The sequence below is a fragment of the Legionella sp. genome, from assembly GCF_047605385.1.
Lineage (GTDB): Bacteria > Pseudomonadota > Gammaproteobacteria > Legionellales > Legionellaceae > Legionella.
Genome location: NZ_JASGFU010000063.1, coordinates 1 through 13,910, shown reverse-complemented (window position 1 = coordinate 13,910; position 13,910 = coordinate 1). Strand labels below are relative to the sequence as shown.

The following is a 13,910-nucleotide window of genomic DNA, read 5'->3' as shown; positions in this document are numbered from 1 at the left end:
CCAGTTGGGCCAAGGCCCAACCTACAACTCTATTTAAAAATCCTTAAGTTGACGCTATTGTGTGAACAGTTACTAAGAAATTGGTTCTAATTTTATCATTGTGATTATGATCTTGCAATAAGAAGTAATTTTGTGACAGTCAGCGTATGGTTGAGCAGCGAATTATTGGGCAAAATGAGTTTGCTCTAAAGTAAGGCATTAAGAGAAGAATTTTAGAATAATACTTCTGGTTTTAAACTTTACTAAGGACTTAGAGCAAAATTTTGCTGAGCGACTCGTTTATTTTCTTCCTTTCCTTCAAATAAGGGCGAGTGATGTACTGGTGCTGGATGTTCAGTATTGTTACTAATTAATTGTTGAGTTGATGTAATGGAAATGGTTTGTTGAACGAGCTGTTGGGACACGATTTTAAGTTGTTGATTTATCTTATTTTCTATCCACCTGTTTTCGGCATCAAAAAATGCATCAATTGACAAACAAAGTCCTGCTCCTATTGCGACGCAAATAATAGTGCAACCAAGAACAGGGAACGTCGCAAAACCACTAAATAATCCTACACCGTTCAACAGGCCAGAAACTCCAGCACTACATCCGGCAATTGAGCCAAAAGTGCCGACAAAGTTAAAAAACGCAGGAATAAGCGTATGGGAATAAGGGGCGTGTTGTTGTGCACATTGACTTTTTAGCGTTTTCAGAATGAATTTTGGAGGTAGTTCAAGCCGTTGTTGAGCTATTTGATAAATCTTAAGCACTTGATATAAAGAATTTTCCTTATCTATTTGTTGCATTAAATACTGGCTAAAATCTGTATTTTTGCTAGAAATGGCATAGCTCTCCCAGCGTTTGGCAATGTATGTTTTTAAGGCGTTAGTGAATTTTTCTTCTCTTGTCTGTAGTTGCAAGCGTAACTGCTCTTTTTCGTGTTTCATTTGCTGATAGGATAAATAAGCAATAGATAAACCAATACTAACAAAAAGGGTAACTGCAAAACCACCTAAAGCCAGTGAAACAGGCCCACCTACGTTACAACCGATAACGCTAAATACGATTCCAAAAAATGGCCAGGCAACACCAGCGGCAGAACCTATTCCATTAAATGCTGATTTAAAAATTATCATAATTATCCTTATTTCCTCTATATCTAAGGAGGCTATTTTATTGTTAAGCCATTTAATTTTGTTCTAAAAATTGCCAGTTACTTGACTGGTTCGCTTGATTGTAACATGAGAATAGGCTCTTACTTGGCTAAGGAAATAGAATTTATATATTTATTGGGGCCATAATCTAGTATAGGGCGAAATGAAGAGAAGCCTTTCAGGCGAGTGGAAGAAATATATTATATTTATTATTATTTAAATATTAGGAGGAGATAAGAACATGGATTTACAACTTAAGGATAAGACAGCATTGGTTACTGGTTCAACTGTAGGTATTGGGTTTGCGATCGCTGAACTTTTAGCAAAGGAAGGAGCTACAGTCATTATTAATGGACGCTCTCAGGAGCGTGTGGAGCACGCCATAGAAGAAATACAAAAGAAAATTCCTAAGGCAATACTCAAAGCAACCGTTGCTGATTTAGGAACCAAGGAGGGATGTGATAATGTAATTAAGCAATTTCCAACAGTAGATATTTTGGTTAATAATGTGGGAATTTACGATGCTAAGCAGTTCACTGATATTTCTGATGAAGAATGGATTCATTTTTTTCAAGTCAATGTTATGAGTGGTGTGCGTTTAAGCAGACATTACTTAACTCCTATGTTGAAAAAAAATTGGGGGCGAATCATTTTTATTTCTAGTGAGTCTGGGCTACAAACGCCAAAAGAAATGGTTCATTATGGAATGACTAAATCAGCACAAATATCTATAGCCCGTGGTATTGCTGAAGCTACAGAAGGCACTCAAGTTACCGTAAATTCAGTTCTCCCAGGTCCTACTATGAGTGAAGGTGTGGAAGAATTTATTAAAAATATCGGAAAAGAACGTAATCTAACCTATAAAGAAATTGAGGATGACTTCTTTAAAACAATAAGACCAACCTCATTAATTAAACGCTTTGAAAGTTCTGATGAAATAGCAAATATGGTTGCTTTTTTGTGCAGCCCATTAGCTTCTGCTACAACTGGCGCTGCAATTCGTGTAGATGGCGGGGTTATACGTACCATGGCTTAAAATTTAGAGTAACGGGCCATGAAGCTGTTTTATCTAGCCATTCCAATAAGCAGATAAAAAAATTACTGTTTTACTAAATTTGCTTTTGTATTAGAAGTAGGTTGGACCAAGGCTCAACCTACAAATTATTTTATCGGTGACATCGCTCTGACGAAGGCCGTTTTCTGCGGCCTAAGCCTATCCAAAATCCATCCGGTCTGCGGCTGGTATCCATTTTGCGACAACTTTACTTAATTAACTAAAGAAATTGTTCCAAAGCTCATCACGACTTTCATATTTTCCTTTCAACTCTTCTTGGTCTTCAGGTTTCTTCGTCAGGTTATCAAGGGCTACTTGAAGATTATTAATAATTTCATTCTCTTTTGGCTCCCTACCAACATATACAGCCGGTAATCCCTGTTCATAATCCCCATAATGTTTTTTGAATAGATGCAATGCTTCTTTAGTTTGCTGGGAATTATATGGACTACAATCAAAAAAATAAGTCAACTGAGGTGCATCTGCAAAAAATTTAGGCTCAGAATTATTATGACTTACTTTATTATAGCGACCAACTTTCGCATCAGAAGGAATATCAGGAACAATTTCTGGCTCTTTTAATAAAGTTTGCATCAATGCTGATCCAACATGCGGATACTTTAAGGATTCGGGTACAAAAGTTAATTTTATATACATTTTCGATTCCATTAATTGTATGTGTTTTATTATTGTACATAATATAGCGAAATAAATCAATTATGGGATACCTCTAATGTGATGCAACATGTATCTTAATTGTAACTCCCTAGGTATTTAATTGAGCTCACCGGGCTTCCCCTCTCCACCGCGCGCAGCGTGGGGGAGAGGGCTCAAGGGTGAGCTCAATTAAATACCTGGGGAGTTACTCTTAATTAATTTTATGGTTGTTTTTTGATCATAAGTTATTCTTACTGTAGAATGCCCAAAAAATTTCAGAGGAAATAAAATGTCTTCTTTTTTTTCTGCACTAAATCCTATCTCTGCACATTCAAATATAACTTTTCGCGCCACAAAGCACCCTTATTCAGAAGATATACTCCGACAGAATATGCCGGATTTGACTTTAGATTTGGTTATTCCTTTTTTATGGAGTCGTAATTTATCCATATTAGGTGGTATTTATGAAACATTTACAGTGTTTTATGGTGATCATTTTGACAAGAACTTTCGTGGTTTTGGCCAAAAAGGAGTTTTAGATTTTACATTACTACCTTTATTATCGCGAAAACTTATTGCAGATACTTATCTTGAGGAGCGAAAAGACAGTCATTTTCTTAATTTTTTAGCATGGGCAATAGCATTACCAATTAAAGCAATAACTTTCGGGGTAGCATTAGCGTTTACAATAGCAATTACACCTATTGTTACTGGTATAACCTTATTAAGGTGTTTATTTCCTGGTTCTTCAGGTTCTTCAGGTGCCGCAGCTATGAATTTATCTGTGCAGACGGCATATGCTGCTTTACACGTTGGCTTACACCGCCTTGAGTTAATGGGGATACGCAATCCAAATAATATTCGACGTCTATTGGCAGAACCACAAAATTTGGCTTTAGTATATGCAATGGAACGTTTAACACATGTTGTTGATGAGAATGGCTATCTAATAGGAAATCAAGAGATTTTTGATTTTCTTTTAAATAACCGTGCTTTTTGGACTGATATTAGAATTATTGAAAATCTGGATGGCTTGCATGTAGTTAATCAGCCTTTTGTTAGATTCGCCCAATTACAAAGAGAAATGGCTAGGCCGGTTACAGTTGCTCAAGATTTGAATGGTCGCCAAAGTACTCATACGGCAAGTGTGCATAGTAGCACTTCTAAATCAGCTACTCGATTACAGGAGTGTTATCGAAATAAGGTCACGGAGTTTAATACAGTATTGGATATTTTGATATCCCAAAGAGTTAGAAATTATGACAAGAATTTGGTTGGTCAACGTACGGATCAAGAAATATTGGAGAGTTTAAATTCAGCAATAAATAAATTAACTCATTCTGTACATATTGATCCAGCGTCAAATGTTTCTTCAAGCTTATTGTTACACTATTGTTGGACTGCGGTGCATGATTCAAATCAATGGCGCGAAGGAGTAAGTCAGGAAACCGCAGAGGCTTGTTTTTATTCAGTATTGTATGAAATAGATCGTGAATATGCATTGTCGGAATCAGGTGTAGATAACGGACAGTCAGGATCTCATCAAGCGTGTGCAGGCGGTGCCTTTAACAAAATGATTGAGGGTATGGCAAAAATTAATAAACTTTGTGAAGTGAATTTCCTCACACCAGCTACTGCTGCTTTACAATTGCCTTGCGTTGTTCGTCAAGTATTGAAAGAATATTTAGCTGAGAACTCTCAAGCATTAGAACAAGTAAAAAATGAAGGATTATCTGCTGTATGGGCTGAGTTACAACCGCGAGTATTAAAAGAGATGCAACATAATTTTTCTGCCATCTATCCATCAGCAAGTGGGCATACAAATCCTAATTTGTTGGCATTGGTTGAAGCAGGAGAATATACTGACCTGACTCAAGATCTACGAATATTGGAACAACAAGCACAGCAGAATAGCACGAGGCAACAGATTAGTGAGCGAGTAATGATGTGATTAGGATTGGCATTAATCGCGTTGCTCATGCCGATGCTGTTTATTCCAGTACAAAGCCAGTCTTCCTCGAAAGAAGATGCAACACTTTTTGATTATTTGCCTCTATTTAAATCAAAGTCGTTGTTGCTGTTGATGGCGCATAGTACCTTCATGATTATTCTTTATTGGATTTTTGTCGGTATGTCTCCTCTCTTATACATGAAGGCCTTAGGTGTCAGCCTTGCGCATTTTGGCTATTATCAAGGAGTATTAGCTTTACTGTTTGCATTTGGCAGCATTATTTTTGGTTTTATCATTAATTGATTTAAGCGAAAGAGAACCTTGTATGTGACCAATGAAATTTTTATCTTTAGTCTGTTGAGCCGTTTATTCTGCTGTCTGTGATTACTTTGTTTAGGGTAATTAACAATGATGAAATAATGAAATTTGGGGATAAAAAATAAATGACTATACCTTACATTAATCTTATTCGTACTGTTTGGCAAAACGGAAAACCATGGCATCGAAGTATCGTTGGCTATTACTGTGCATATATCCTGGCGCAAGGATTTTTAAGTTTAAGTCCTTATGCTTTTGGACGAACTATTGATTTGTTGCAGCATTTTTCAGAAGATAAATTTCATCAAATTTTGTTTTGGTTAATATTTGGCGTGATGTTGCATCCCTTGTTTTGGTTATTTCACGGTCCTGCACGGGTAGTAGAACGTAATGTAGCACTAAAAATACAACAAGCATTTATGCAAAATCTTTATCAAAAATTGACGCAACTACCTTTAAAATGGCATCAGGATCACCATTCTGGCGATATTATTACGAGAATAAATCGAGCTTGTACTGCGCTGAAAAAATTTGCTGAAGATCAGTTTATTTATATTGAAACGGTGATTCGATTTTTGGTTGCTATTGGTTTTTTATTCTGGATTTCAATTCCGATAGGTTGTTTAAGCCTGTTGACCTGTACACTTGCCGCAGTCGTTGTTGTGCTTTATGACCGAAAATTAGTCGTCCTCTATGAACAAGAAAATGAAGCAGAAAATCATATTGGTTCAGGGTTATTCGACTACATTAGTAATATGACTACCATATTGACACTACGCTTAGGTGAGTTGACTCAATCAAATCTTGTCAAACGGCTTGCTGCGATTTGGCCATCTTATAAACCTGAAGTCGTGTTAAATGAAGTTAAATGGTTTGTGATGAATATCATTATCACCGTACTTCAAGCCATTATTTTGATAGGGTTTATCCTGATTGAGCTAAAAGAAATGAATGCTATTTTAATTGGTACGGTGGTGATGATTTTTCGCTATCAATGGGATCTCAGCGATGTTTTTTATACATTTAGCGAGCACTATAGTGAGCTGGTCCAAAGGAATACAAATGTGCAGAGTGTTCGGCCTATTGTAGAAGATATTGAACTTTATGCCCACACTATTCCAGGAGAGCAGATTGCGGAGCACTGGAACAGCTTATCGATAGAGAATCTTAATTATCAGCATCCTGAAGCACATGAGAAAAATGTTATTCGTGATATTACACTGAATATAACTCGTGGTGAAAAAATTGCTTTAATCGGTTCAAGTGGCGCAGGAAAAAGCACACTATTAAACCTATTATCTGGTTTATATACACCCGATATGGCAACACTTTCTATTGATGGTAATTGCTTTCAATCTTTAGAACCTCTGCATGCTATTACAACACTTATCCCGCAAGAACCAGAGATTTTTGAAAACACTATTGCGTTTAATATCACCATGGATTTAGAAACAACGCTTGAGGATTTGCAAAAAGTAATAACCCTTTCAGGGTTTGCGCCTGTATTAAAGACACTTAAAAATGGCTTGGCTACCGATATTCGTGAAAAAGGTCTTAATTTATCCGTTGGCCAAAAACAACGATTAGCGCTTGCCCGTGGTTTATTTGCTGCACGGTTTAGCTCGTTTATTTTAATGGATGAGCCCACATCTAGCGTTGATTTACCCACTGAAAAAACAATATTATCTGGCGTCATTGATGAATATCCTAACGCTACCCTGATGGTCTCACTTCATCGTCTCCACCTTTTACCTAAATTCTCGCGCATCATTATGCTCAAAGATGGGAGAGTAGTAGCTGATGGGCCTACAGAAGAATTATTAACGCTGGATAATCCCGTGAAAACACTTTGGGAGAAATATCAAAGACACTAAAAATATATAATACTACTACTTCCCCTAGGACTCTGCACTTACAGAAGAGGATAGTATCTATCTGCAAATTAGGGATGCTTGTCTTAATAATTATATGAACTTTCATTGTTGGGTGCATTGTTTTTTGAAAAGTGTGTTATGCATTACAACCTGATTAAGAGAGCAGAATTGATGATTATGAGTTCTGAACAAGAGTTAGAATGTGAAGAAAGAGAAGGCTTTAGCGATTTAGTAAATCAGTCACGAAAATTCATCGCGATACTCAATACAACACAACAAGCACATATTGCAAAACTTAAGGGATTATTTGAGGGATTTAGACGGTTTTGTTCTGAAGAAAGTTTGGATAGTGAAAATGTGTTGAAAACAATTCCTATAGCTGGCTGTTGCTATGATTTAGATGTTTTGCTTATGAGTGATATTCAAATAGACTCACAGTATGTAAACCAAGTTAAAAATTTCTTTTTTGAACATTGGCATCTTTGATGGCCACTCAAAGTTTGTGCTATTATGCTAATACATTATTGAAATTTTATTTAGATCATGACCAAAAAACAAAATCCCAAAATAGATGAATTAATGCATGCTATTTCATTAATAGAGAATCAAGAAGAAGCAATGCGTTTCTTCACAGATCTGTGTACACCTGCAGAGCTTGAGGCTATGGCGGATCGTTGGCAAGTGGTTCCCATGGTTCGTTTAGGCATTCCATACCGTACAATACATGAGCGAACTGGCGTTAGTGTTGCAACGATTACGCGTATTGCGCGTTGTATTAACTTAGGTGAGGGTGGTTATTCCCTCATAGCAGATAGACTTGATCCAGCATAAGTAATCCCTCTTTTTTAATTACCCTCCATAATTTGTTTAAATCGTTGACATTTTCTTAATAGCAGTGTTATCATGTAATAATGTTTTATCATATTAAAACATTATTACATGATATCAATGTGAGTAGAATGATGAATACACGATTGAGAATAGCATTACAAAAAAAAGGCAGGCTTGCTGAGGATTCACTTTTTTTGTTGAAAAATCCAAGAAAATATTTGCCTGCAATTTATGCTGCTGGTTCAATATTTTTAGGGCCTTATTCTCCAGAATCAGTAGGAGATTATGCAAGTGGCACAAATCATGTTCTACCTACTGCTGGTTTTGCAAAATCATGTAGTGGTTTGTCCCTTAAAGATTTTATGAGAACGATGTCCGTTCAAGAATTAACAAAAGAAGGTCTTTCATCTATTGCAGAGATAATATGTGTACTAACAGAGATTGAGGGACTAGATGCTTGATGAAGCCTACATTGAATTTTCTACAACAAGTAGCTTAAGCCACCTTGTACTCCAATATACAAATTTAGTGGTCTTACAAACACTCTCCAAAGCATTTGGTCTAGCTGGAGCTCGATTAGGTGCGCTCATTGCAGATCCAAGTATTATTGAGCTACTACTGAAAGTGATTGCTCCCTATCCAATTCCAGTCCCAGTAGAGCGAGCAGCAATGAATGCGTTATCTATAGAAAATCAAGCAATGGTACATTCTCAAATTCAAAGTATCAGAAGAGAGAGGAGTAAGTTGCAGGAATTCCTAATTATTCTTTCTTCAGTAAAGTGTGTGTATCCATCACAAGCTAATTTTTTACTCGTTAAAGTAAACGATGCATCAGCGTGGATGGATACATGTAAGGCGCATGAAATCATTATTCGCTCGCGAGTTAATCTTCATGGTCTTCAAAATTGTGTACGTATCACTATAGGCACATTGCAAGAAAATAAACGTTTAAAAGAGGTACTTTCTAATGCTTAAACAAAAAATTCTATTTATTGATAGAGATGGCACTCTTATTGATGAACCTGCAGATAAACAAATTGATTCATTAGAAAAATTAGAGTTAGAGCCAGGAGTAATTCCTGCCCTATTACGACTCAAGTCACTGGGGTATCGTTTTGTGATGCTGAGTAATCAAGATGGTTTAGGGAGTAATCAGTATCCACAAGTTCAATTTGATTCTGTTCAGGAAAAATTGTTGAGCCTTTTGAATTCTCAAGGGATTACTTTTGATGCGATTCACATTTGTCCACATTGGGAATCTGACGGCTGTGAATGTAGAAAACCTAATTTAGGTTTGGTGCTCGATTATTTAGCAATGCCAGATCTTGATCGTCAGCGTTCGTATGTCATTGGCGATAGAGAAACAGACTGCTTGTTGGCTGAAAAAATGAGGCTTAAGGGTTTTTTATATCATAAAGAACGGAATGGTTGGTCATCTATTGTCGCACAAATCGAGGATAAGAATCGTGTGGCGAGCTTTCAGCGAAAAACTTCTGAAACGATGATACAGGTGGATGAAGCTATTGTTGAAGTAAGCGGGCGTCCTTATTTTATTTATGATGGGGAATTTTCTCGAGAACGAGTGGGTGATCTGCCAACGGAAATGGTATCTCACTTCTTTCAATCATTGGCTCATGCATTAAAGGCAACACTGTACTTAAGAATGCGTGGAAGCAACGCACATCATCAAGTTGAGAGTCTATTTAAGGGATTTGGTCGGGCATTTCACGATGCAAAACAATGCGATGGTATTGGTATTCCGAGTACTAAGGGGATTTTATGATTGTTATTGTTGATAGCGGTGGGGCTAATTTGATATCGATTACAAGTGCTATAGCACGTTTAGGTAAGGATGTGATAGTCAGCAGTGCAATACAAGATATTGAACAAGCCAGTCATATCATTTTACCAGGTGTTGGGGAAGCCAAAACGGTCATGAATCGGTTAAATACTTTGGGACTAGTGAAGGTATTGAAGGCAACAACTAAACCCGTTCTTGGAATTTGCGTGGGCATGCAAGTTTTATTTGAATTTTCAGAAGAAGGATCAACGGCCTGCTTAGGCCTTTTGGACGGAACCGTTAAAAAGCTACCGTTTATTGCCAATCTTTGTTTGCCTCATATGGGTTGGAATACGATTGAAATTTGTGCTTCTTCAGTGTTGATGCGAGATATTCCGCAAGACGCTTATGTTTATTATGTCCATAATTTTGCTGTACCTGTATCCCACAATACCATCGCAAAAACAGATTATGGTTCTTCTTTTTCTGCCGCCATACAACACCGCAACTTTATGGGCGTGCAGTTTCACCCAGAGCGATCAGGGGCAATAGGTAGTCAAATATTAAAAAATTTTTTGGAGCAAATCGTATGATTATTTACCCTGCTATTGATATTCGTGATGGGAAGTGTGTGCGCTTATACCAAGGTAATTATGCATGCGAAACCATTTATAGTGATTCACCTTATGAAATAGCGAAACAATTTTTAGATAAAGGGGCTACTTGGTTACATCTAGTTGATTTGGACGGTGCTAAAAATCCTGATGAAAATCAAGCATCCCTTATCAAAGAATTGTTAAGACTTATTCCTATCAATATTCAAGTAGGTGGCGGCATTCGGACAGAGGCTCAAATTGATGCTTATTTTGAAGCGGGTGCTCGTCGTGTTGTTATTGGTAGTTTGGCTTGTACGTCACCCCAACTGGTTGAAACTTGGCTAAAAAAATATGGGGCTGAACGAATTGCCTTAGCATTTGATATTAATTTTGACGGGATCACACCAATTGTGATGACGCAAGCTTGGCAAAATTTGAGTGATATTGCTTTGTTTGACATCGTTCCACGTTTTTTAAGCCTAGGTGCTAAACATATTCTTTGCACTGATATTGGCCGTGATGGCGCTCTAAATGGACCCAATATTGACTTATATCAGCAGATGATAGTGCAATTCCCAGAAATTAATATTCAGGCCTCGGGCGGTATTAGCCAACTTGATGATGTTCGTCGCCTTAAAGATATCAATGTTTCTGGTGCCATTATGGGGCGGGCATTGTATGAGAAAAAATTTGATTTATCAGAGGCATTATCATGTTAAGCGTTCGTATTATTCCTTGTTTAGATGTCAAAGATGGCCGTGTTGTTAAAGGGGTTCAATTTCGTAATCATCGTGATCTTGGAAGCATTGAAGAACACGCAGTTTTTTATAGAGACCAAGGTGCAGATGAATTGGTTTTTTATGATATTACGGCCAGTAGCGAAAACAGAATGGTTGATAAAAATTGGGTGACACAGGTTTCTCAATTGCTCGATATCCCATTTTGTGTCGCAGGCGGCATTAGGTCAGTTTCAGATGCAAAATCAGTATTTAAAGCTGGAGCAGATAAAATTTCCATTAATTCTCCTGCATTAGAAAGGCCGCAATTAATTCAAGAATTGGCTCAAGAATTTGGCAGCCAGTCGATTGTTGTGGGCATCGATAGTTTTAAAAATAATGATGATTATGAGGTCTATCAATACACGGGTTCAGAAGTGAAGACACAAAAAACTGGTCGGAAAACCATGGAATGGGTACAAGAAATACAAGCATTAGGTGGAGGCGAAATTGTATTGAATTGTATGAATCAAGATGGTGTAAAAAATGGCTACGACCTTGCTCAGTTAAAGAAGGTTCGGCAGTTAACCCATACGCCTTTAATTGCTTCTGGTGGTGCAGGTAAGCCACAAGATTTTTTGAATGCATTTAAGGAAGCACAAGTTGACGGTGCCTTGGCTGCAAGTATATTTCACGACAGACAATTATCCATTCGTGATTTAAAGAGATTTTTAGCGCAACAACAAATCGTGGTGAGATTATGACAGTATTTAACCCCTCTAATATTGATTGGGAAAAAATCAATGGCCTTTTGCCTGCCATTATTCAGGATAATCAAACAGGGCAAGTTTTAATGTTAGGTTATATGAATCAAGAGGCACTCCGTGCCACCTGTGAAACGGGACAAGTGACATTTTATAGTCGCACAAAAAAACGGTTATGGATGAAAGGTGAGACATCAGGACACATACTTAGAGTTGTGCAAATATTAAGAGATTGTGATGACGATGCACTACTTATTTTAGCTGAAATTAAAGGTCCATGTTGCCACTTAAATCAACCAAGTTGTTTTGGTACCTATTCTGCGGCATTTGCTGCTTTATTTCATCTTGAGGAGGTCATTTTTTCAAGATATCAAGAGCGGCCAAGTCAACATTATACTACTCAGTTATTTGATCAAGGATTGAAGAGAATTGCACAAAAGGTCGGGGAAGAAGGTGTTGAGGTTGCTCTCGCAGCAAGTTGCGGCGATAAAAGCGAGACGCTAAATGAAGCAGCGGATTTGTTGTATCACCTCTTAGTGTTATTGGTCGCAAAACAAATCTCTTTGAATGAGGTCAATCTCCTATTGAAACAGAGGCAAATGTCATGAAAACAGCGTTTATTTCAGTCAGTAATAAAAAAGGATTAGTGGAGGTTGCCAGAGTTTTGATTAATCTTGATACACGGTTAATTGCCTCAAAAGGGACCGCAGCGTTTTTAAATGAGAATAAGATTGAGGTGTTATCGATAGAAGATTACTTAAATATTTCACCCGTCCTGGATGGACGAGTCAAAACATTGCATCCAGCATTGTTTAGTGGAATTTTAGCTGATCGAAAAAATGTGAAGCATATGCAAGAGCTTCAACAAATCAATGTCGAACCCATTGATTTTGTAATTGTCGATTTGTATGCATTCTCACAATATCAAGACATTGAACACATTGATATTGGCGGAGTAGCTTTAATACGGGCTGCTGCTAAAAATTATCAATATTGCACAGTTGTTAGTGATGCAAAGGATTATCCTGTCTTAATTGAGGCCTTGAAGTCATTAGGAATTGAGACGAATTTAGAATTTAGAAAAAAAATGGCAGCACGCGCTTTTTCAAAAATTACACAATACGATGGTGAGGTAAGCCTTTGGTGTGATGAAGAGAATATAAAATCTTTCCAATTACAAAAAGCAATTGATTTGTCTTATGGTGAAAACCCACACCAAGCAGCACAATTCTATAATTGGCGTGATGAGTGTCCCAATATTAACCTAATCCAAGGTAAGCCTCTTTCTTACAATAATTTACTGGATCTTGATGCGGGTATACGATTAATTTCAGAATTTGACACCCCCGCAGCCACGATTATTAAGCATACCAACCCTTGTGGCGTTGCCTTAGGGCTGTCCGCTAAACAGGCAGTTGAATTTGCATTTTATGCAGATGAAAAGAGTGCATTTGGTGGGATTGTTGTTTTAAATCAAATTGTTGATAAAGAAACAGCCTGTTTTTTGAATTCGCATTTTTTTGAAGTGATTGCGGCGATTGATTACACCCCAGAAGCTCGTGAAGTTCTTGCAGAAAAATCAAAGTGCCGCGTTTTAACTTTTATCAAACATCAGCCTACGATGGAGGTCCGATCTGCTTTGAATGGGTTTTTAATTCAAGCGCCTGATTCTAATATTTTAGAAGTTGAAAAAGCCCTTGTTCCAACATTAAAAAAACCAGAGAAAGCATTGTATTCAGATGTACGATTTGCTTTTCAAGTGGTTCGGCATATGAAGTCAAACGCTATCGTTATTGTGAAAAACGGAGTTACCTTATCAATGGGGATTGGTCAAACGAACAGGGTAGATGCCGTCAATCATGCTTTGTTACGCGCAAAGGACTGCGATTTACAAAATGCAGTATTAGCATCTGATGGATTTTTCCCTTTTGAAGACAGTATTGAACTTATCGCTCATTCGTCTATTAAAACGATTATCCAGCCTGGCGGATCACGTCGAGATCAAATGGTTATTGAGGCTTGTGATAAATATGAAATTAGTATGATGATGACCAACATAAGGGGTTTTAAGCATTGAGTAGCAAAAACTCAGCAAGGTCTCTATTGGTAACTCCCCAGGTATTTAATTGAGCTCACCGGGCTTCCCTTCTCCACCTCGCGCAGCGTGGGGGAGAGGGCTCAAGGGTGAGGGGGATTAAATAGTGTCGCGAAGCGACTTCATTTTATTCGGTAG

Annotated in this window: 16 protein-coding genes; 14 read left to right on the top strand and 2 right to left on the bottom strand. The window is 37.5% G+C overall.

All coding sequences use genetic code 11. The features are described from left to right. Positions 1-242: 242 nt before the first annotated feature. The gene (locus QM652_RS11865) at positions 243-1,118 is read right to left on the bottom strand and encodes a hypothetical protein (RefSeq protein ID WP_415076062.1); all 876 of its coding nucleotides are present in this window, start codon (positions 1,116-1,118) and stop codon (positions 243-245) included. Between the two features lie 259 nt (positions 1,119-1,377). Between QM652_RS11865 and QM652_RS11860 the strand changes: the two genes are divergently transcribed. Beyond that, a complete protein-coding gene (locus QM652_RS11860; protein WP_415076060.1) occupies positions 1,378-2,172 on the top strand; it encodes an SDR family NAD(P)-dependent oxidoreductase in 795 nt (264 codons plus the stop codon). 234 nt (positions 2,173-2,406) lie between these two features. Here the strand turns inward: QM652_RS11860 and QM652_RS11855 are convergent, their stop codons facing one another. Continuing rightward, the gene (locus tag QM652_RS11855) at positions 2,407-2,847 is read right to left on the bottom strand and encodes a hypothetical protein (RefSeq protein WP_415076058.1); all 441 of its coding nucleotides are present in this window, start codon (positions 2,845-2,847) and stop codon (positions 2,407-2,409) included. A 289-nt stretch (positions 2,848-3,136) separates the two neighbouring features. On the opposite strand from QM652_RS11855, the gene QM652_RS11850 reads away from it, so the two are divergent. The 13 genes from QM652_RS11850 (at position 3,137) to purH (ending at position 13,754) form a co-directional block, all read left to right on the top strand. After that, positions 3,137-4,798 carry a hypothetical protein gene (locus tag QM652_RS11850; protein WP_415076056.1) on the top strand — a complete coding sequence of 554 codons (1,662 nt, stop codon included), beginning with the start codon at positions 3,137-3,139 and terminating at the stop codon, positions 4,796-4,798. 27 nt (positions 4,799-4,825) lie between these two features. Continuing rightward, positions 4,826-5,101 carry a hypothetical protein gene (locus QM652_RS11845; protein WP_415076054.1) on the top strand — a complete coding sequence of 92 codons (276 nt, stop codon included), beginning with the start codon at positions 4,826-4,828 and terminating at the stop codon, positions 5,099-5,101. A 140-nt stretch (positions 5,102-5,241) separates the two neighbouring features. After that, positions 5,242-6,990 (top strand): ATP-binding cassette domain-containing protein, encoded by a 1,749-nt coding sequence (locus QM652_RS11840; RefSeq protein ID WP_415076052.1) that lies wholly within the window; start codon positions 5,242-5,244, stop codon positions 6,988-6,990. Positions 6,991-7,161: 171 nt separating this feature from the next. Continuing rightward, the gene (locus tag QM652_RS11835; protein WP_415076050.1) at positions 7,162-7,476 is read left to right on the top strand and encodes a hypothetical protein; all 315 of its coding nucleotides are present in this window, start codon (positions 7,162-7,164) and stop codon (positions 7,474-7,476) included. Positions 7,477-7,533: 57 nt separating this feature from the next. Next, positions 7,534-7,821 (top strand): YerC/YecD family TrpR-related protein, encoded by a 288-nt coding sequence (locus QM652_RS11830; RefSeq protein ID WP_415076048.1) that lies wholly within the window; start codon positions 7,534-7,536, stop codon positions 7,819-7,821. 128 nt (positions 7,822-7,949) lie between these two features. Beyond that, the gene (locus QM652_RS11825) at positions 7,950-8,282 is read left to right on the top strand and encodes a histidinol dehydrogenase (RefSeq protein WP_415076046.1); all 333 of its coding nucleotides are present in this window, start codon (positions 7,950-7,952) and stop codon (positions 8,280-8,282) included. Continuing rightward, the gene (locus QM652_RS11820) at positions 8,275-8,796 is read left to right on the top strand and encodes an aminotransferase class I/II-fold pyridoxal phosphate-dependent enzyme (protein ID WP_415076044.1); all 522 of its coding nucleotides are present in this window, start codon (positions 8,275-8,277) and stop codon (positions 8,794-8,796) included. Before QM652_RS11825 ends, QM652_RS11820 begins: the two co-directional genes overlap by 8 nt. Further along, positions 8,789-9,604 carry a histidinol-phosphatase gene (gene hisB / locus QM652_RS11815; protein ID WP_415076042.1) on the top strand — a complete coding sequence of 272 codons (816 nt, stop codon included), beginning with the start codon at positions 8,789-8,791 and terminating at the stop codon, positions 9,602-9,604. The genes QM652_RS11820 and hisB overlap by 8 nt, the downstream gene beginning before the upstream one ends. After that, entirely contained in the window at positions 9,601-10,194 is a 594-nt protein-coding gene (gene hisH, locus QM652_RS11810) for an imidazole glycerol phosphate synthase subunit HisH (RefSeq protein WP_415076040.1), read from the top strand. The genes hisB and hisH overlap by 4 nt, the downstream gene beginning before the upstream one ends. Further along, complete coding sequence (gene hisA, locus QM652_RS11805) at positions 10,191-10,916, top strand: 1-(5-phosphoribosyl)-5-[(5-phosphoribosylamino)methylideneamino]imidazole-4-carboxamide isomerase (protein ID WP_415076038.1); 726 nt, start codon at positions 10,191-10,193, stop codon at positions 10,914-10,916. The genes hisH and hisA overlap by 4 nt, the downstream gene beginning before the upstream one ends. Continuing rightward, positions 10,910-11,677, top strand: a complete 768-nt coding sequence (gene hisF / locus QM652_RS11800; protein WP_415076036.1) for an imidazole glycerol phosphate synthase subunit HisF — start codon at positions 10,910-10,912, stop codon at positions 11,675-11,677. The genes hisA and hisF overlap by 7 nt, the downstream gene beginning before the upstream one ends. Then, complete coding sequence (gene hisIE / locus QM652_RS11795; RefSeq protein ID WP_415076034.1) at positions 11,674-12,285, top strand: bifunctional phosphoribosyl-AMP cyclohydrolase/phosphoribosyl-ATP diphosphatase HisIE; 612 nt, start codon at positions 11,674-11,676, stop codon at positions 12,283-12,285. Before hisF ends, hisIE begins: the two co-directional genes overlap by 4 nt. Next, the gene (gene purH, locus QM652_RS11790; protein ID WP_415076032.1) at positions 12,282-13,754 is read left to right on the top strand and encodes a bifunctional phosphoribosylaminoimidazolecarboxamide formyltransferase/IMP cyclohydrolase; all 1,473 of its coding nucleotides are present in this window, start codon (positions 12,282-12,284) and stop codon (positions 13,752-13,754) included. The genes hisIE and purH overlap by 4 nt, the downstream gene beginning before the upstream one ends. The last annotated feature ends 156 nt before the right edge of the window (positions 13,755-13,910 follow it).